We start from the raw sequence: 19,545 nt of genomic DNA on the forward strand, positions 1-19,545 counted from the left end.
CCCCTTCCCTTTCCATCTCTTTTTTCCTTGTCTCTTTCATTGCCCGGCGATACCAGACCATGACCAAGACCCTCAAAAACACCCTGCTCGCTCTTGGCCTCGGCCTACCGCTGATTTGCGGATCCGCTTATGGCGAGGAGGTTCCGAGTTATATCCTCGAGTCGATCCGGATCAAAACCGAGGATCCGCAGCAGATGAATTACCGCCTCTATGTCAAAGATCGATGCCCGATCGATACCGTCGAAGCGCGTCGGATCGTTCGAGGCATCATCGCCGACGGCGGCATCGAGCCGGTGCAGGAAACCCTCGCCGACGATGGTATCTATCTGCTGATGGCCATCGACTGCATCCCCGACGAGGGGGAAATGCTGGTCTACCGGATCGGAACGATGTTCGGATGGGTGCAACAAGATCAAGGCGTGCCGCCGGCACCGGCGTTGATCGGCTGGCCTTTCGGCTCCTTCGGAAGCGGCGATAGCGAGGCCTTGCTCGAAGTCTTCGAAGAGTCGGTGGAAAAAGCCGTGAACGCCTATCGATCGGCCAACGAAGGGGCTTGAAAGCTCTCGGCGAGGCCCGTTATCAAAAAACCCCGCCCCCATCGCCTGCGATCGAACGGCGATGGGGGGGGGGGGATCAGCCGAATAAAAAGGGGGAAAGAATCATCGGCGAAAGCCGTATTCCAGTACGAAAAAACTCGCCCCCAAGGAGGAAAGCGGCCCTCGCAGCTTGTCGATCTCGGCCTGCGGGCCGTGGACCTCGATGCGGCTGAAAGACGATATCTTCGATGACTCCTCGATCAACGATCCGACATTCTTCAAATGCGCCAGCAGCGCGTCGGCGTCGACATACCCTTCTCGACAATGAGCGGTGTTGCCGTCGAAGGAAAATCCGTAGTAGAGACATCCCTCCTCTTGCTGTGTTTTCGCCACGAATCGCTCGCACAGTGCCTTGAACTCATCCATGCGATCGGCTTGTACGGAGAAATAGGGCACGATCGTGCAGCAGGTATCTTGGGTGGCCATCTTCCAACCTCCTTGTGTGTTGTGTGGTTTATCAAAAACAAGTCATCCGGATCGAAATCGAACCGATAGGCCGATATCGGGGTCGGTCGAAATTCACCCCCGAAAAAAGCCATCGATCTCGTCATCGAGAACGAAGGAAAAAGGGTGGTTTTTCAAACGAAGACCTCGAGCGAGCGCTTGTTCGAACCATGTCCTCGAAGTCTTGAGGGATGATACTTCGTCTTCGAAGGCTCGCTTTCGAAGCGCGGGCGATCGAAGCGGATACCCGAGCGGCGACCATGAGCGGAGAAATCGAATGAACGAAAAAAGGATATTTCGAGGAAAAGAATTTCGCTTTGCAAGACACCTTGCGAAGTATCTTGCAAGCTATTCATCGATCTTTTTGCTCCTTGCCGCACTCGGCGTCCCCGCTTTCTTCGCAAGCGCCGACGAAACGAAGGTTCTGCTGACCGGCACCGCCTCGGATAAAGACAACGAAGCCATCGACTTTCGGATCGTCGCCAAGAGCCGGAAAGATCCGATCGGCGGACGCATCCACCTTGCACAATCCGAATACGAGATCATGCGCATCAGTCGGCACGGACTGATCGGGGCTCGCCGCTTCATCGACGGGGGGAGCGCAAAAGAGCGCCATGCGGAATTCCTCGTCTTTTCCTCCTCCTTCAACGATCAAAAGGCGACCGGCGATCCTTGGGTCGCCGCCGATGATATCTACGGCTGCGATCAACCCTACAACGCCTTCATCGCCGTCTACCGCATCGAAGGAGAGGAGGCCGTCAAAGCCATCGGGGCGATTCCCTACGGTCGCCTGACCGAAGATTCGTCTGCCTCGGCGCAATCGAAGATCCTTTGCTTCACGGCGTTTCCGCCTTAGGGCTTTTCGCTGCCGATGGAGCATCCGGGGGAGCGTCGGTTTTCATGCGCATCCAAACCCGCTCGATCGCGGCCACGACCGCCTCGGGACGATCGAGATGGATATGATGGCCGCTGCCCGATACCACTTGCAAACTCCCGGCGGGCATCGTCCGGGCGAGTCGGCGCTGCAGATCCAGCCAGAGGGCTTCCCCTCCTCTTTGCCCCTTCGAACGGGCCGATCCTTTCTCGGCCGATTCGTCGATCGACCCATCGGCCGACCCCTCGATTGATCCCTCCTTCGCCGAATCCGCTTGAAGGATGGCATCTCGTACCAGCACCTCCACCGGCACCTTCGGCGGCGGGCGGGTCGAAAAAGCGACCTGCGATGCACTCGTGCGCAGGTTTCCGAGTTCGGAATAAAGGGCGCCGACGCTTTTCGGAGCCAGAGCGAAGCGTTGCGCCGGCGATCTGACCGATGCGGGGAGAGAATCGGGGATGCGCTGATAGTTGGCGATGATGAATCGACGGCCGGTCGGGGCGGCCGGGGTTCCAAGCCCCGCCCGGGTCCGCGCTCGGAATTGATCCTCGTGGGCGGCATCCACCAAGACCAACCCCACCACGAGTTCGGGGTGGCGGGCGGCAAAAAGGCGGATCGAAAAACCGCCGAAGGAATGGCCGACCAAGATATATGGCGGGGGGATTTGCGCTTGCATCAGCAAGGCGTGAAGTTCGGTGGCGATCCGATCGGCATCTCGAGGCTCAGGGCCGATATCGCTCCAACCATAGCCCGCTCGATCGTAGCTGCAAGTGCGGGCGAAGGCGGAGACCCGAGGCTGCACCAATACCCAGTCGAGCGAGGTGCCGCCCAAGCCGGATTCGAGGATCACCGCCCCCTCGCCTCGACCCTCGCAGTGCAGATGCAAGCGATGGCCCCCGATATCGATCAGCTCCCCCGGCGGAAGTCCGTCATCGGAAAGGGCATGGGCGAGGGGCGAAAAGGCTATCGCAACCAGCAACGCCTTGAACGCAAAGCGATAAAGGCATAAGAAATCTGCGAGAAAAGCAAGAAGGATCCCGCTTGAAGCCTTTCGCCCTCTTTCGAAGGAAGGACCGATACCTTTGGCGGCCATCGATTCGGTCGGTTGGATAAAGCGTAAAAGGAACAGATCGGCCCGATGATCGATCATCGAACGAAAAACGCTCGGATGCCGCATCCGAATGACATCACCTGCGTGCGCTATCGCAGCACCTTGGATCCAAGACGAATATCTAAAGCCCTTTGTCGCTCACCAAGGGGACCTCGTGCTTGCGCAAGATGGCTTCGATCTCGTCGGCATGGCGATCCAGCAGAGCCTGCAGCTCCTCTTTGCGCTCTTTGTCTGCGAAACGCACCCCGGCGGAAATTCCGAAGTGCATCCGCATCCCCGGCTCCGAGGGCATCGGGATCACGACGATCGGCTTGTCGGGATTGCTGCGTTTGAAATGCCCGGCGATGGGCCCCCACATGAAGGTGAAGTCGATCTTTCCCTCCAGCAGATCCTCTTGCTCGGGCTGACCGGGGCGCTCGTTCGGATCGCCGCTTTGCGAGGCGTAGGCAACCTCGATGCGATCCAGCAAATCGTATCGACTCAACCACATCGTCCCCGGGTTGCGCTCGGCGAGGCCGAAGCGCAGGCGATCCCGACGCTCGGGAGCCAGTGCCTGCAGATCTCGGGCGGTGCGAATATCGTCATAGCCTCGCCCCTTGATATAGACCAAGGCGTAGGTGGAGTGGTAATAAGGGCGGGTGGTGATCGCCAGTTCGTATCCTGAGGGCAAGCCCATGACCACATCGCATCGATAGTCTCCGCCTTCGCTGCGGGCCCTGAGGGTATTGCGGATGAAACCCATTCGCTGCGGAAACCATGTGTACTCCACCGGCAGATCGAGGCTCTTTGCCAACAACGATGCGATCTCGTTTTCAAAACCCTCGCCCCGCTTATTGGACCACGGAAGGTAATGCGGGTCGGCGCAAACGCGAAAAGCGGTGCGATCCTCGTGCTCGCTTGCATGGCCCCCAGCCGTCGCTACGAGGAGCGCAAGGGCGAACGACAAGACGAGTTTCGACCGAAAACCGCCCCCGCTTCTTTCATGGCAAGAGGCGAGTCGATGCGAAGACGGCGGCGATGAGGGTGAAAGGGCCACCGCCTTCGAAAAGATTGGATGGGATGAAGAAAGAGCGCTCATCGGTCGTAGCGCTCCAAACGTCCTGCGGGCAAGGTCCCGTCGGCTCGCGCCATCAAATAGGCATAGAGCTGATCGATGTACTTCATGACATTGGGATTTTCCTTCCACGCCGGCATCACCCCGACCTGCCCCTGGTAGCCGTTGGTGACCACCTCGACATAGCGAGCGTGATCGATCTCGAGCATCTTGTCGAGCAGACTCGGGGCGATGGTGCTACCGGTACCGTCGAGACCATGACAAACCTGACATTGGCTGAATGCACGATATCCCCGAACCAGCCATAGATCCACTTTGCACTTTCCATCCTCGCACTTTATATGCTCTTTGTACGAGGGAGCGGAATCTTGGGCAAGCGCAGGCAAAGCGGGGAAGAAAAACGATCCGATGGCCACCACCATCCCGACCAGTGGTGCGAGGATTGCCTTGCCGGCGAGACGCCGCTTAGGGTCGATAGCCGATGGGAACGCACCCGCCGGCGATGATTCGCAGATACGCCGAATCGCAAGATTGATGTGCATCACGAGAGATCCTTGTCTTTGAGTTCTTGGGCTACTTTCTTACTGCGATCTTTATCTCCTGCCGATGCTTCGTCGGATTTGCCCGGCGCCTTGAAATCGGATTTTTTACGCCGCTTTCGGAAGGAAAAGACACCGGGAATGATCGCGACGATCGAGGCCTATCGATAGTAAGGAAATTCAACGATTCAACGGGGCCGATGGCGGGCGCAGATCGATGCGATCGAAAAAAGACTCGAGCCGAGATTCCCGAATCGAAGCGTCGATTTCGTCTGCGAAGGCCAAGGAGCGAGCCGAAAGGCATCGTCCCAAGCGAGCATCCAGAAGAACTCCCGTCGGCTCGCCCTTCGCTCTTCCAAGATACGCCGATATGCGTCAAGAGCGGAGATCGGATAGCGACAACACGGCGGATTCGATAAAAACGATCATGCGGCTCCATTTCCACCGGAGCCGCATGATCGAAATGCGCATTGCCGAGTATGCCCGATCGATATCGGATCAGCCCGGCAGGGCGAAGACCGTCAACACCCCACCCAACTGGGTGTGTCTGCTCAATGCCTTGTAGGCCCCGACAGCACCGAGACCCTCGCTATCCCCTTCGAGACCGGCCGCCATGCCGATGCCGGCCCAACCGCCGATGCCGGAAAGGATACCGATGTACTGCTTGCCGTTGTAGGTCCAGGTATTGACATTGCCGATGATCCCCGAGGGGGTTTTGAAGCTGTAGAGCTCCTCTCCGGTATGGGCATCGACCGCTTTGAGATGACCTTCCAAGGTCCCGTAGAACACCACATCGCCCCCGGTGGCCAAGGCCCCGCTCCACACCGAGAATCTCTCGGGCAAGGACCAGACGATCTCGCCCTTATCCGCATCCCAAGCGATGAAGTTGCCCAAGTTGTCGGTGCCGTTCTCCATCACCCGGCCTGCAGGAAACATGCTCAACGTCGCACCCACATAAGGCTGACCGGCAACATAGTCCACCTCGAAAGGCTCGTAGTCCATGCACACGTGATTGGTGGGAACATAGAACAACCCGGTGCGCGGCGAATAGGCGGAGGGCTGCTGATCCTTGGTGCCCAAAGCGGCGGGGCAGATATTGGGGGTGTTGACATCCTCCCCTTGCTGGTCGGTGCTGTACTGCGCCACCACCTGCGGCCGTCCGGTCTTCATGTCGACATGGGTCGCCCAGTTGACCGCCGGATCGTATTTCTCGGCGACCAGCAACTCGCCGGTAACGCGATCCAAGGTATAGGCGAAGCCGTTGCGGTCGAAGTGCACCAGCACTTTTCGCATCAAGCCATCGACTTCCATATCGACGAGGATGTTCTCGTTGACCCCGTCATAATCCCATTCGTCATGCGGCGTCATCTGGTAGACCCAACGCGCCATCCCGGTATCGGCGTCACGAGCGAAGATGGTCATCGACCACCGGTTATCGCCGGGGCGCACCACCGGATTCCAAGTGCTGGGATTGCCGGTACCGTAATAGACGAGGTTCAGATCCGGATCGTAGGTGAACCAGCCCCAAGTCGTGCCACCGCCGATCCTCCACTGATCACCCTTCCAAGTCTTCAGGCTGGAATCCTTTCCGATCGGCTTTAGCATGTGGGTGGTCTTTTCCGGATCGACCAACATCTCGTCATCCGGGCCGGTGCTATAGCCCTTCCAAGCCATGCTCCCGTCATCGATGTGGTAGGCGACGAGGAAGCCCCGCACCCCGTACTCGCCACCGCTGATCCCGGTATAGACCTTGTCGCCGACGACGATCGGGGCGTTGGTGTTGGTCTCGCCCTTCTTGGGATCGCCGTTGACCACGGACCAGATCTTCTTACCGGTGCGGGCATCGAGAGCGACCAGCGTGGTATCCGCTTGCTGGAGAAAGATCTTCCCCTCGGCGTAAGCGAGACCGCGGCTGACCGTATCGCAGCACATCACCGGAATGGTGGCGGCCGCATCCTGCTTCGGCTCGTAGATCCAGTTGATGCTCTGGTCGGCGAGGTTGATGGAGAAAACCTTGTTGGGGAAGGGGGTATGGATCCACATGGTATCCCCGATGACCAGCGGTCCGCCCTCATGGCCGCGCAGCACACCGGTGGAAAACGTCCAAGCGACCTGCAGATCGCCGACGTTCTCCTTGTTGATCTGCGCCAAGGGGCTATAGCGGGTTCCGTCGTAGGTCCTGCTCCACATCGCCCAGTTATTCGGGTTGGAAGTGATCGACATCACATCGTCGTTCGCCGAAATCGCAGCCGGCAGGGCCACGAGAGCCCCCAGCGTTCCGGCGGCGACGTATTTCATGAATCTTCCGATCATTTTTCTCTCCTCGATCTTGCTTGGTGTTTTCGAGCATCGCACAGCGCCGTACCGCTTGCGACACTCGTCTTGTGCTTGCAGGCCACGAAAGGGGATCTCGAGAGCACCGAGGAAATACGAAAAGGGGTTCGAGAACTCTCATTGCCTTCGATATCGACATTGCTTGATATCGAGGCATCGACCTGCCATTGGAACGGCCCACATCGAGGCCTCGAAGCTTTCGCACAATCTTTCCGATGCGATGCAAGACGGACAAGGCCTTTTATTGCCGGTGCTTAGGATACCCGAATACGAGCCCCTGTCAAAACATCGCCCGTGAGTATCCGCCTGCGATCGCCGAAGGAACGAACCGGCGCTCGTGCGATACCGAATCCTCGCCGGACGTCGATCGCTCGATGGGCGATCGTGGAACGATTCTTCGGATTCCAAACACCGAACGGGGCATCGGTCGAGCCTTGTTAGAGACCCGCTCGTTCGAGACCCGGGCGATTGACACCATCTTCTTATCGACTACAATTGCGTGCTCGGTATCCTTGTCGATCGCCTGATCGAGAAAGGGTTTTGCCGAGCCTCGGGGTCGAGAACCTCGGTCAAGCGAAAAGCCCTTGTCGGATTTGCCGACGGATGAAAAAGCCCGTCCAAGACGATTTTCGAAAAAACGCAATCGTCTTGGGTCGGCGTCAACCCACTACCTTGAAGGACCTTGCCTTTCATGTCCGTTTTCAGCGTCAACACCTTCAGCGCCAAGCCTCACCAAGTGGAGCGCAAATGGTTCGTCGTGGATGCGACGGAACGTCCTTTGGGCCGCTTGGCCAGCGAGATCGCCAAAAGACTTCGCGGCAAACACAAGCCCGAGTACACCCCGCATGTCGATACCGGCGATTGCATCATCGTCATCAATGCCGCCAAGGTGAGGCTGACCGGGAACAAGCGAAGCCAAAAGACCTATTACCGGCATACCGGCTATCCCGGGGGGATCCGCGCCACCGGTTTCGAAAAGATGATCGCCGAAAAGCCCGAGAAGGTGATCGAGATCGCGGTCAAAGGCATGCTGCCCAAAGGTCCGCTCGGGCGCACGATGTTCCGCAAACTGCGGGTCTACAAGGGATCCGATCATCGCCACGAGGCGCAACAACCCGAAGCCCTTTCGCTCCCCATCCGATAGCGACCGGGGCGAACCGAAACGATCTGAACTTCGGGGATCTTGCGAAAATGCGAAAAGCCCGAAAACGCCCGCCCCCTTTTCACGCCCCCTTCACGAGCGCAAACCGACGGAATCCGTAAATCATGCGAACGAACGAGAACTACGGCACCGGCCGCCGCAAAACATCCACCGCCCGGGTCTTCATCTCCCCGGGAAGCGGTCGCATCACCATCAATCGTCGGCCTTTGGATAGCTACTTCGGGAGGCAAACTTCCCGGATGGTGGTGCGCCAGCCCTTGGAGACGATCGGAATGATTGATCATTTCGATATCGAGGTAACGGTGCGAGGCGGCGGAAGCAGCGGTCAGGCGGGGGCGATTCGGCACGGCATCACCCGGGCGCTGATCCAACGCGACGAGAGTCTTCGCCCTGCGCTTCGCCGGGCCGGCTTCGTCACCCGCGACGCCCGCGAGGTCGAACGCAAGAAGGTCGGTCTGCACAAGGCGCGCAAGCGGCCGCAATATTCGAAGCGGTGATCGAAGGGCTTTTCCTCGGCGGACGGGCTTTTTTCGGGGATCGATATCTTTGAAAAGCGACGGCGGCGATCGAACCCGGGCGAAGGCTCTTCGTTGCCCGAAGCGAATACCGCCGCCGGCATAAGCCGGAACAAGCCCCGTTCTCATCGTCAAGCCTTATGCCCGCATCGATGCTGCGCCTCTTTGCGGGTTCCTTCGGCGCCGAAACCCCAAACGGACTCGGCCTTGAATTTTGGGGAATCGTCTAACGGTAGGACAGCGGACTCTGACTCCGCCGGTCCAGGTTCGAATCCTGGTTCCCCAGCCAATCTCATCGCCCCACCCCAAAGAGACCGAGCGAGGAACGCTCGGAACGCTTTGGGGCGAGCCTTCCTTCGACTCCCCCATCATCATCATCGATCTCCTAGCCTGTCCGGCTAGCCTATCGGAATGCGATCACCTTCCGCCTAGGCCAAGCCGGATAATCATCGGCCGCAATCGGCCGCCAAGCGATCGCTCGCAGCCTCGCCGATGGCTCTTTTTCCCCGATGATCTTGCCGAGCCTGCCCTTCGAACCATCGCTCGGCCGGAACGATGTCTTTTTGTAACCCCGCAGGCGCCCGCCGATATTGTCTAAGCCCCTTTACGACGAGCTGATGCCTGCAGATCGCGCAAGATCTGCATCTTGGGGCTATTGAAAAGATCGGGGGCGGCGAGATAGTCCAACAGCATATCCGTAGCATCCTCGCCCCAAAAAAGCGTCTCGCCCGAACGAAAAGTGGGCACTCCGAAGACCCCGCAGGCGATCGCCTCTTCCGTGGAGTCATGCAAGGCCTGCTTGACTTGGGCCTTCGAAATCAACGCATCGGCCTTCTCGACCGTCAAGCCCTCGACGCCTGATCCTTGGGCACCCAAGCCCTCGATCAAAGATTCCCAACCCTCTTTGCCGTCGATCCCGATACCGTCTCGCCAGATATGCTCGAAAACCCTACGCACCGTCTCTCGATCGTTGCCCAAGGCGATGCAAAGCCGCAAGGCAGGCAAGGGATTGAAAGGGTGGGTCGGCGGAAAGCGCATCGGGATTCGGTGCCGGTCGGCAAACCACTGCGAATAACGATAGGTATGCAAGCGCTTGGACTCGATCTCGACCGGCCCCTTATGCCCGTGATGATTCAACAACCCGGCGAAAAGAACCGGTCGACAGCGAATCTCCAACCCCTCGGGGAGGCGATCGAAACGCGCCATTTGCAGGTAAGCGAAGGGCGAAACGACATCGAAATACCAATCCAAGTGCATGACGGAAGGATCCTCGTTGCTTGACCTCAAAAAAGAATGCGCGGATTTTTCTCGGGCGAGACTCGATTGCCCAGCGCCTTGAGATGCGCTCCACGATCAAAAGGGCTCGGATAAAATGCGATCTTTCGATGTTTGAGTCTCGCAAAAAATTCGCACCGATGCACGAGATTGTCACCGATACCAAAGGGGCAGCGATGAGTTCGAACCGAAGCGATCTATACCGACTCGATGCCTGCGAAGCGGCGAGGATGCTCAAGGCCTGCGAAGTTTCACCTAGCGAGATGGTGGAAGCCGCCGCCGCTCGAATCGAAGCGGTGGAGCCCCATATCAACGCTCTGCCGACCACCTGCATCGAACGCGCCCTCGATCACGCCCGGCGCATCGAAAAGGGACAGGCCCCCAAGGGACGCTTGGGCGGCCTGCCGATCGCGATCAAGGATCTCAACCCGGTCGCCGGGGTGCGCACCACTTACGGCTCCCCCATCTACACCGACCATATCCCCGAAACCTCGGATGTATTGGTGGAAAAAGCCGAGGCCGACGGCGGGATCGTCATCGCCAAATCCAACACCCCGGAGTTCGGAGCGGGGGCGAGCACGTTCAACGAAGTCCATGGCAAGACCTGCAACCCTTGGAATACGAGCCGCTCCGTCGCCGGCTCATCGGGCGGGTCGGGGGCGGCATTGGCCGCCGGCGAAGTCTGGCTCGCCCAAGGATCCGACCTCGGAGGCAGCCTGCGGATCCCCGGATCGTTCAACGGCGTGGTCGGATTGCGACCCTCCCCGGGCCGGGTGGCCCGCGGCATGCGCGGCCCCTACGGGGGGTCGATCTTCGACACCCTCGCGGTGGATGGCCCGATGGCGCGCACGGTCGCCGATTGCGCCTTGTTCCTCGACACGCTAAGCGGGGTTCATGACGAGGATCCCCTCTCCCTACCCCTTCCGGCCACCTCTTTCCATGCCGCGGCCCGTCTCTCGCAAGCCCCGCGACGAGTCGGATTCAGCCGCGATCTCGGCATCGTCCCCGTCGATCGGGAAGTGGCCGATATCTGCGAAGCGGCGGTCAAGCGTTGGGCGCAAGAGGGGGTCGAAGTCGAGGAGGCCAAACCGGATTTTTCCGAATCCATCCGGAGTTTCCAGACCCTGCGCGCAGCCTTTTTCGCAGCCTGCCACGCCGATCACTTGGAGAACCATCGGGATCGACTCAAGCCCGAAGTGATCTGGAATATCGAAAAGGGGCTTGCGATCGATGCCGCCGAAATCGGGCGGGCGGAGGTCGCTCGCAGCCGCTTGGTCGCAAGCGTCGCCCGGTTTTTCGAGCGCTTCGATCTGCTGCTCTGTCCGACCGTGCTGGTACCGCCCTTCGATGTCGATGTGCGCTATGTCGAGGAGGTCGAAGGCCAACGCTTCGACAACTACGTGCACTGGCTGGCCCTGACCTTCGCCATCACCCTCACCGGTTGCCCCGCCCTCTCCCTTCCGGTCGGCCTGACCGCCGATGGGCTGCCCGTGGGTCTGCAGATCATGGCTCCGGTGCGGGCCGAAGCCACCTTGCTCTCGGCTTCGGCGCATCTCGAAGGCTTGCCGGGGTGTGCGAAAATGACCCCCGTCGATCCCAAGGACGCCGACGGGCGGATCCTTCTCGGCTAGATCCTCGGTCGATCCGATATCGAATCCGACGATGCCCCGCAAACCGAAACCCCGACCGATTCGGGTTTTACGATTGACCGACGCCGAACGCAAGGACCGTATCAGGCTCACCATCGATATGCCTCGATCCTTGCACCAGAAAGTCAAGGAACGAGCCCGCCGCCCCCGCCCCGAGGATGGGCTGGCGTCGGGCTCGATGCGGAATTTCATCATCGAGGCGATCAAGGACAAACTCGAAAACGAGTCCTGATCCCCTCGCCGAGCGACGGGGCTCGAAGGCAGTGCGAGGGCAGTGCGATGGCAGTGCGAATGCGGGGCGAGGGCGCATGGCACCCTCATGATTTGCATGATCGCGGGGTCATGATCGCGCTCTCGGCTTCGAAGGATCGCCCCTTATCGAGAACTCGATCGGGGATATCGCAACGCCCGGCCCGATCCCCCCTTGCCCACCCACCGACAAAAGAGATCGACCGATGAAACGACTCGCTGCGAGCCCGGATCAAAGATGAACCCCGAAAAGGATGCCCTCGTGATCGAGTCTTTGATCGATATCGGAGCGAACCTTTCGCACGAATCCTTCGCAAAAGACCTGAATGCGGCGCTCGAACGCGCCCACTTGGCGCAGGTCCACCGCATCGTCATCACCGGCGCTTGCGAGGCATCGAGCATCGAGGCCGCGAACATCGCCCGCCGCGCCCCAAAACGCCTTTTCTCGACCGCCGGAGTGCATCCGCACCACGCCAACGAATGGCACGCTCGTAGCGATCAAGCGATCGAGAGGCTCATCGAAGGGGACGAGGTGGTGGCCATCGGGGAAACCGGCTTGGATTTCAATCGCGACTTCTCCCCCCGAGCGAAGCAGGAATACGCCTTCGAGGCCCAACTCGAGTTGGCGCAATCCCTCGGGCTGCCCGTGTTCTTGCACGCCCGAGACGCCTTCGATCGATTCATCGCGATCCTCGGTCAGTGGCGCCACCGACTATCCAAAGCGGTCATCCACTGCTTCACCGGCAATGCCCGCGAACTCGATGCCTGTCTCGATCTCGATCTCCATGTCGGCATCACCGGCTGGATCTGCGACGAAAGGCGCGGCCTGCATCTGCGCGAGATCATCGATCGAATCCCCGAAGATCGCCTGATGATCGAAACCGACGCCCCCTACCTTCTCCCCCGCGACCTCGATCCCGCCCCCGATTCAAGGCGCAACGAACCGATGCACCTTCCCCATATCCTGCATCGGGTGGCGAAGTCGATACAACGACCGGCGGCCGAGGTCGCCCGCGCCACCACCGGCAATGCGCAGGATTTTTTCTCGCTGCCCGAGTTGGATCCGAGCGAAAACTTGCATCCGATCCGCTTGGATCCGATCCATCCGGAATCTTCGACGCCTTCGCCTTCGCAAAGCGCAGCCCGAGCACCCGGCGACACCCGCCCCCACAGCGGCGCGCCGGATCGTTAAAATCGCACCATGTCCGGCGGAAATACGATCGGCGAGGCCTTTCGCGTCACGACCTACGGTGAAAGCCATGGGCCGGCAATCGGCTGCGTGATCGACGGCTGCCCGCCCTCCCTCGCCTTGGATGCCCACGATATCCAACACGACCTCGAACGCCGACGCCCCGGGAAATCCCGCCACACCACCCAACGGCGGGAAAAAGACTTGGTAAGAATCCTCTCCGGCGTCTTCGAAGGCCGCACCACCGGCACCCCGATCCACCTGCAGATCGAGAACGAAGACGCCCGATCGAAGGACTATCGCCTCATCGAAAAGACCTTTCGCCCCTCGCATGCCGATTACGGCTATCACCATAAATACGGGATCCGCGACCACCGCGGCGGGGGACGCTCGTCGGCAAGAGAGACCGCGGCCCGGGTCGCCGCCGGGGCGGTGGCGAAAAAATATCTGCGCGAGCGGGCGGGGATTTCCGTGCGAGGCTACCTCAGTGCACTCGGCCCCTTGCGCCCGATCGCATTCGATTGGGACGAGGTGGAGCGCAACCCCTTCTTTTGCCCCGATGCAACGATGGTCGAGGAAATGGAGCGCTTCATGGATGCGCTGCGAAAATCCGGCGATTCCATCGGCGCCCGCATCGACGTGGTGGCAAGCGGCGTACCCCCGGGGCTCGGAGAGCCGGTATTCGACCGCTTGGATGCCGACCTCGCCCACGCCTTGATGAGCATCAACGCCGTCAAGGGGGTCGAAATCGGCGCGGGATTCGATGTGGTGGAGATGCGCGGCAGCGAAAATCGGGACGAGATCACGCCGCAAGGCTTCGTATCCAATCACGCCGGCGGAATCTTGGGCGGGATATCGTCGGGTCAGGATATTCGCGCAAGCATCGCCTTGAAGCCGACTTCCAGCCTACGCTTGCCCGGCCGCAGCATCGATATCGAAGGACAAGCGGTGGAAGTGGTCACCCACGGCCGCCACGACCCTTGCGTCGGCATCCGCGCCACCCCCATCGCCGAGGCCATGACCGCCATCGTCCTGATGGATCATTTCCTGCGCCACCGAGGACAAAATGCCGACGTCGTCCCGAGCGCCCCGGTAATCCCGGCGACCATCCCCGATCCGGATAAAACCTGAAATTCCGATCGCCTCGCCGGATCGCCGAGCGAGCCCGATCATCGAATGGCATCGCTATCGAATCCATACTTTATGAATATTCGCAATCGCCGGTAATCTCGGCTTCGAACGCTGCCACACAAAAAACCGAATCTGTCTTTTTAGCGAGAGCACTTCCAAGGCGGGAATGCGCAGAACTCGTCGATACCGTTGCAAAGAGACACGATACTTGGCATCGTCTCGATATTATGATGCGGGCGGCAAAAGGTTTCGCCTGATCGGTGCATGCACAAGGCACTTAACCTTATTGGCGCTCGGATCGAATTCGATGATATTCGTTTCGCCTTGAATAAGGGCGAGTTGTAAGTTCAAAGACTCGTCGGCGGCGATCTTGAGAGCCTTGTTGCATTCGAATAACTCGGGCAGGCGGCCAATAGATTCAATTTCTTTACAGGATCTGGGTCGTCGTTTTTTATTCATCTTGCATTCAAGATGATCGATGGTCCTAAGTGCTTTTTCAAAGGGGTTTACAATAGATGCCTCCGTCGGAAATTGGTTGAGTATCCGTACGATTTGTCCTTGAGCGATCGTAGCTTTCACCAAAGAAATGGCAATATCCTTCACTAAGTCAAAATGCTCAAGCAGTTCGCCATGGTGTCGTGTTTGTATCCAATGATTTGCCGAGGCCATGCCTTTTATGATCTCGATTTGAGCGGTTTGCAGAAGATGTTCTCGATTCGATGACACCATCGCTTGGTCAAAGAGCTCGAAACCTTGCAAAATAGGATAAAGGGAGACACCCCGAAACAGATCTTCGCGAATATCGTTGACGCGATCGAATAATTGCTGTAGTTGATCGATGCACCGAAGAATCTGATTTTCTATCTTTTCGAGTTTGTGATAAATAGCGACCCCCAGTGCTAAGTTCACGGTCGACATGGCAAAATTGACAGATGTCACCGATCCCGCCGATTTTGCGAAATTAATTGCATTCCCAATCATTCCTTCCACTTCATCGGGTGGAGTGATATTTGCCACATCCAGCCATTTTACCACTTTATTGCTTTGTGCTTCCAATAGATTGCCACTCCTGATAATATAATCTCCCGATTTATATCCATCAACCATCCAATCTTCAAGAATGAATTCAACTTTATAGCCAAGAGCCATTTCCAATACTCCTTGTCTTTTATTAATGAATCAAAAAAGATCAAGTATTGCTCTAATCATCTGGATGATAAAGCCTGTGATATCCTAACTCAACCACGGTATGTACGGTTTTACGATATGCCGGTCCTGCAAAATCAAAAACGGTCCATATTGCCAAAATGACATTCAGGCCGGGCACAAACATCGCCGCAAAACGAGCACTGATCGCAACTCCAGCAGCTTTGGCGATGATCGACCTGATTAATGGACCGATGACACCACGCAAAGCAAACATCGCTCCTATACCTCCAATACGCATGGCGTTTAGGAGCTGGTCTTTTTTGAGATTCGGATCGATTTTAATAACCTGCTCAAAGACTTCTTCTTGTTCATCCTCGCTGAGCTGACTCCAATATTTTTCGGCAACGAATCCCAATATCGCCTCCTCCATTTTCTTGACGGATGAAGCATCGGATACTTCAACCCCAAGCTTTTCTGCAACGTCTTTGACGATTTCCTTGTACGGAACGCCCTTTCCCCATCTGAATAGCCAATTACAGATGGTGTTGCCTCCATCCAAGCAAATCTCGCTAGCCAGTTCGTCGGGGCCTTTCGAAGGTTCGATTCCGTGGCGTTCGTAAAGACCCTCGAGATCCTTCGCACCATCCGGCAAGTTCGAGATACGTCGCAACAAAGGATTGAGATCGCGATCGAAATCGGACATTTCGGCACCTTTTTTATGAATTGACCGAGCGAATCGGGCTCGCAACTAAAAATCAAAACCGACGGCTCGCAGAATCTCGCTCCGAAACTCTCTTTTGTCAACTCCATCAAATACGATGCCCACAACTATCAAGGTGCTTCCAATCTAAGCGGCGATAGGGATTTCATCCATCGTATTGCATCTCGAATCCGCCCCGCCCCCTCATTCTTCGAGCGAGGTGCCCCCGACGGTCAGGCCGTCGATGCGCATCGTGGGCTGCCCCACGCCTACCGGGACCCATTGTCCGCCCTTGCCGCAGTTGCCGATTCCGGTATCGAGTTGCAGATCGTTGCCGACCATGCTGACCCGGGTCAGCACCTCCGGGCCGTTGCCGATCAGGGTCGCTCCCTTGACCGGGCGGGTAATGCGGCCGCCCTCGATCAAATAGGCCTCGGTGGCGGCGAAAACGAATTTGCCGGATGTGATATCCACCTGCCCGCCGCCGAACTGCACCGCATAAAGCCCTTTATCCACCGATTCGATTATCTCCCTTGGATCCCGATCTCCCGCCAACATATAGGTATTGGTCATCCTCGGCATCGGCAAATGGGCGTAGGATTCGCGCCGCCCGTTGCCGGTGGGAGCGGTGCCGGTCAAGCGGGCATTGAGCTTGTCTTGCATATAGCCCTTCAAAATGCCGTTTTCGATCAAGGTGGTGCAACCGGTCGGGGTTCCCTCGTCATCCACGCTCAAAGAGCCACGCCGCCCGGGAAGACTGCCGTCATCGACGATCGTGCATTGATCGCTTGCCACCCGCTCGCCGATCCTTCCCGAAAAAGCGGAGCTGCCCTTGCGATTGAAATCCCCTTCGAGGCCATGCCCGACCGCCTCGTGCAGCAAAACCCCGGGCCAACCGGGGCCGAGAACCGTCACCATCGTCCCTGCGGGAGCGGGGTCGGCATCCAGATTCACCATCGCCTGACGCACCGCTTCATGGGCATACTCTTGCACCCGCCCCTCTTCGAGGAAATAGCGATAATCGAAACGCCCGCCGCCACCGCTCGAAGCCTGCTCGCGGCGGCCGTTGCGCTCCACGATCACCCTCACCGCCATCCGCACCAACGGCCGCACATCGGCGGCGAAGGTGCCGTCGCTCGATACTACGAGGATGCGATCGTGCTCCGCCGCCAAACTCACGAGCACCTCGCTCACACAGGGGTCGACACGGCGGGCTTCGGCATCGACCCGCTCGAGCAAATCGATACGGGCGCGCTCGTCGAAGCCATCGATGGGATCGATGGCCGGATAAAGGCTCTCGCGGTCACGATCGCTTCGCCATACCTGCAGGCTCCCCTCGCCGCCGCTGCGGGCGATTTTGCGCGCCGCCTCCGCCGCCGCCGCCAACGCCTTCGGGGCCACCTCGTCCGCATAGGCGAAACCGCTCTTTTCGCCGCTGACCGCTCGCACCCCGAAGCCCTGCGCGATACCATGGCTGCCATTCTTGACGATACCGCCCTCGAGCATCCAAGACTCGGATCGAGTCGATTGAAAGTAGATCTCCGCCTCGTCGAGACGGTGCTCGAGCAAGCGGCCCAAGGTCGCTTGGAGATGATGATCCTCCACCCCTTTGGATGCGAGAATTTCATTGCGGACGATATCGAGTGATTCGCTCATGTCATAGCGTTCCTGCCGAAGAAGGGTCCAAGACGGGATCGAGGCTCGTCGAAGGCGATCCGACCCATGACCCGAGGATGGCGGTTCGAGCCTTATTAAGGGCGAAGGGGCCGGAAGGCTTTGGTACGATCTCTTACGAGCAACTTACGAACAGCCTAGGATAGCACTTCGGCGCAAGCGAACCGCCGAATTGCTCGACATTCGATGATCGTTCGCTTTTCGATCGCCGGCGATCATCATCGCAACCATGGAGATGAATTCGAATCATGCAACCGGTCCGGATAGGCTTACTCGGTTTGGGAACGGTCGGAGGAGGCACCGTCAACGTCCTTGCGCGCAATGCCGAGGAAATCGCCCGCCGCGCAGGAAGGGCCATCGTGGTCGAACAAGCCGCGGTGCGGTCGATGGAGCGAAATCGGATCTGCTCCCTCGACGATATCGCGCTGACCACCGACCCCGAAGCGGTCGTGCGCAACCCCGAGATCGACGTGATCGTCGAGCTCATCGGGGGCACCGAACCGGCGCGCTCTCTGGTCCTGACCGCCATCGATCACGGCAAGCATGTGGTGAGCGCGAACAAGGCGTTGATCGCCACCCACGGCAACGAGATTTTCGGCGCCGCCGGAGAGAAAGGAGTGATGGTGGCCTTCGAAGCGGCGGTGGCCGGAGGCATCCCGATCATCAAGACCCTGCGCGAAGGGCTATCCGGCAACCGCATCGAATGGCTGGCGGGGATCATCAACGGCACCAGCAATTTCATCCTGACCCGGATGCGCGAAAAAGGAGCCTCCTTCGCCGAGGCCCTCGCCGAGGCGCAGGAACTGGGCTATGCGGAAGCGGATCCGACTTTCGATATCAAGGGCGTCGATGCCGCCCACAAACTCTCGATCCTCGCCGCCATCGCCTTTGGCATGCCCATCGATTTCGATCGCGTCCATACCGAGGGCATCGACGACATCACCACCGAGGATATCGGCTACGCCGAGCAACTCGGCTATCGCATCAAACATCTGGGCATCGCCCGCCGCTCCGACGAGGGGGTGGAGATGCGGGTGCATCCGACCTTGGTGCCGGAGCGCGACCTGCTTGCCAATGTCAACGATGTGATGAATGCGGTGCTCATCAAGGGGGATGCCGTGGGGCGCACCTTGCTCAACGGAGCCGGGGCCGGGGCCGAGCCGACGGCCTCGGCGGTGGTGGCGGATCTGGTGGATGTGGTTCGCACCCTGACCACGGATCCGAATCACCGCGTCCCCCACCTCGCCTTTCAACCCGATGCCCTGACCCCGATGCCGCTGCTTCCCATCGAGGAAGCCCGCACCTCCTTCTACCTGAAAATGCTGGCATCGGATCGCCCCGGGGTATTGGCCGATATCGCGAAGATCCTGGGCGAATCGGGGATCAGCATCGAAGCCGTCGTACAACCGGAGCCCCCCAAGGGGGCATCGCTGGCCAAACTCGTGATGCTCACCCACCGCGTCCGCGAGGGACAAGTGCGCGCGGCGGTGGCCAAGGTGGAGGCCTTGCAGGTAATCGAGGGCAGCGTGACATCCATCCGCATGGAGCGCTTGGATGATTGAAAGGGCGCACCCCGCCCTGCTCTTCCGAACCCGAGCGTGCATAGCCTTCCTACCGAACCTGCACCGAAGACATGAAGAACCCGAACCTTGGAGCACGAACGAAGCCACCGAAATACCCCGCCGGATCGACGAGCCCTCGCGGAATGACGAGCGTTCGGAGCGATCTTCCTCGATGAGGCGATCTCGGCGATGCCTGAAAGCAAGGCTCACTCATCCCGGAGTCAAGCATCGAGCAAGGGTGATCATAAAATCACCCTCGCAAGCGAAGAGCCTGCGAGGGTGATATGACACCGGAAGCAAAACAGCGATTATCGTGCGAGTCGAGTCGTTTTGATCGA

General features: G+C 58.9%; 18 protein-coding genes and 1 tRNA gene. 10 read left to right on the top strand and 9 right to left on the bottom strand.

The annotated features are described in order from the left end of the window. The first annotated feature begins 59 nt into the window (after positions 1-59). On the top strand, positions 60-557 hold the full coding sequence (locus BF99_RS0112360) for a hypothetical protein (protein ID WP_156013298.1): 498 nt from the start codon (positions 60-62) through the stop codon (positions 555-557). A gap of 102 nt (positions 558-659) precedes the next feature. Here the strand turns inward: BF99_RS0112360 and BF99_RS0112365 are convergent, their stop codons facing one another. Further along, entirely contained in the window at positions 660-1,022 is a 363-nt protein-coding gene (locus tag BF99_RS0112365) for a putative quinol monooxygenase (RefSeq protein ID WP_025771106.1), read from the bottom strand. A gap of 295 nt (positions 1,023-1,317) precedes the next feature. Between BF99_RS0112365 and BF99_RS0112375 the strand changes: the two genes are divergently transcribed. Continuing rightward, a complete protein-coding gene (locus BF99_RS0112375) occupies positions 1,318-1,896 on the top strand; it encodes a hypothetical protein (RefSeq protein WP_156013299.1) in 579 nt (192 codons plus the stop codon). Here BF99_RS0112375 and BF99_RS22070 read toward each other — a convergent pair. From BF99_RS22070 to BF99_RS0112410, 4 genes are all read right to left on the bottom strand, one after another. After that, positions 1,877-2,893: an alpha/beta fold hydrolase gene (locus BF99_RS22070; protein ID WP_197019131.1), complete on the bottom strand. Its 1,017-nt coding sequence runs from the start codon at positions 2,891-2,893 to the stop codon at positions 1,877-1,879. The two genes, BF99_RS0112375 and BF99_RS22070, sit on opposite strands and share 20 nt — an antisense overlap. 253 nt (positions 2,894-3,146) lie before the next feature. After that, positions 3,147-4,103 (bottom strand): quinoprotein dehydrogenase-associated putative ABC transporter substrate-binding protein, encoded by a 957-nt coding sequence (locus tag BF99_RS22545; RefSeq protein WP_081759252.1) that lies wholly within the window; start codon positions 4,101-4,103, stop codon positions 3,147-3,149. After that, positions 4,100-4,621 (bottom strand): c-type cytochrome, encoded by a 522-nt coding sequence (locus BF99_RS22075; RefSeq protein ID WP_025771112.1) that lies wholly within the window; start codon positions 4,619-4,621, stop codon positions 4,100-4,102. Before BF99_RS22075 ends, BF99_RS22545 begins: the two co-directional genes overlap by 4 nt. 495 nt (positions 4,622-5,116) lie before the next feature. Continuing rightward, positions 5,117-6,931, bottom strand: a complete 1,815-nt coding sequence (locus tag BF99_RS0112410; protein WP_025771113.1) for a methanol/ethanol family PQQ-dependent dehydrogenase — start codon at positions 6,929-6,931, stop codon at positions 5,117-5,119. A gap of 712 nt (positions 6,932-7,643) precedes the next feature. Between BF99_RS0112410 and rplM the strand changes: the two genes are divergently transcribed. From rplM to BF99_RS0112440, 3 genes are all read left to right on the top strand, one after another. Next, positions 7,644-8,096, top strand: a complete 453-nt coding sequence (rplM, locus tag BF99_RS0112425) for a 50S ribosomal protein L13 (protein ID WP_025771117.1) — start codon at positions 7,644-7,646, stop codon at positions 8,094-8,096. A gap of 122 nt (positions 8,097-8,218) precedes the next feature. Next, positions 8,219-8,611 (top strand): 30S ribosomal protein S9, encoded by a 393-nt coding sequence (rpsI, locus tag BF99_RS0112430; protein ID WP_025771118.1) that lies wholly within the window; start codon positions 8,219-8,221, stop codon positions 8,609-8,611. Between the two features lie 233 nt (positions 8,612-8,844). Beyond that, positions 8,845-8,918 (top strand) — tRNA-Gln (locus tag BF99_RS0112440). A 305-nt stretch (positions 8,919-9,223) separates the two neighbouring features. Here the strand turns inward: BF99_RS0112440 and BF99_RS0112445 are convergent. Next, positions 9,224-9,886 carry a 2-hydroxychromene-2-carboxylate isomerase gene (locus BF99_RS0112445; protein ID WP_038098273.1) on the bottom strand — a complete coding sequence of 221 codons (663 nt, stop codon included), beginning with the start codon at positions 9,884-9,886 and terminating at the stop codon, positions 9,224-9,226. Between the two features lie 194 nt (positions 9,887-10,080). On the opposite strand from BF99_RS0112445, the gene BF99_RS0112455 reads away from it, so the two are divergent. From BF99_RS0112455 to aroC, 4 genes are all read left to right on the top strand, one after another. After that, positions 10,081-11,535 (top strand): amidase, encoded by a 1,455-nt coding sequence (locus tag BF99_RS0112455; RefSeq protein WP_025771121.1) that lies wholly within the window; start codon positions 10,081-10,083, stop codon positions 11,533-11,535. A gap of 31 nt (positions 11,536-11,566) precedes the next feature. Next, entirely contained in the window at positions 11,567-11,785 is a 219-nt protein-coding gene (locus BF99_RS0112460) for a hypothetical protein (protein ID WP_025771122.1), read from the top strand. A gap of 255 nt (positions 11,786-12,040) precedes the next feature. Next, positions 12,041-12,994, top strand: a complete 954-nt coding sequence (locus BF99_RS0112470; protein ID WP_081759253.1) for a TatD family hydrolase — start codon at positions 12,041-12,043, stop codon at positions 12,992-12,994. Positions 12,995-13,003: 9 nt separating this feature from the next. Next, complete coding sequence (gene aroC, locus BF99_RS0112475) at positions 13,004-14,122, top strand: chorismate synthase (protein WP_025771125.1); 1,119 nt, start codon at positions 13,004-13,006, stop codon at positions 14,120-14,122. A gap of 225 nt (positions 14,123-14,347) precedes the next feature. On the opposite strand, the gene BF99_RS0112480 is transcribed toward aroC, so the two are convergent. The 3 genes from BF99_RS0112480 to tldD form a co-directional block, all read right to left on the bottom strand. Next, a complete protein-coding gene (locus BF99_RS0112480; protein WP_025771126.1) occupies positions 14,348-15,271 on the bottom strand; it encodes a hypothetical protein in 924 nt (307 codons plus the stop codon). A gap of 52 nt (positions 15,272-15,323) precedes the next feature. Further along, the gene (locus BF99_RS0112485) at positions 15,324-15,974 is read right to left on the bottom strand and encodes a YaaW family protein (protein WP_156013300.1); all 651 of its coding nucleotides are present in this window, start codon (positions 15,972-15,974) and stop codon (positions 15,324-15,326) included. Between the two features lie 201 nt (positions 15,975-16,175). Beyond that, positions 16,176-17,627 (bottom strand): metalloprotease TldD, encoded by a 1,452-nt coding sequence (gene tldD / locus BF99_RS0112495; RefSeq protein WP_025771129.1) that lies wholly within the window; start codon positions 17,625-17,627, stop codon positions 16,176-16,178. Between the two features lie 266 nt (positions 17,628-17,893). Between tldD and BF99_RS0112505 the strand changes: the two genes are divergently transcribed. Then, a complete protein-coding gene (locus BF99_RS0112505) occupies positions 17,894-19,207 on the top strand; it encodes a homoserine dehydrogenase (RefSeq protein WP_025771130.1) in 1,314 nt (437 codons plus the stop codon). Positions 19,208-19,545 lie beyond the last annotated feature (338 nt).

Origin of the sequence: Thioalkalivibrio sp. HK1 (genome assembly GCA_000583135.1) — a bacterium.
Taxonomy (GTDB): domain Bacteria; phylum Pseudomonadota; class Gammaproteobacteria; order HK1; family HK1; genus HK1.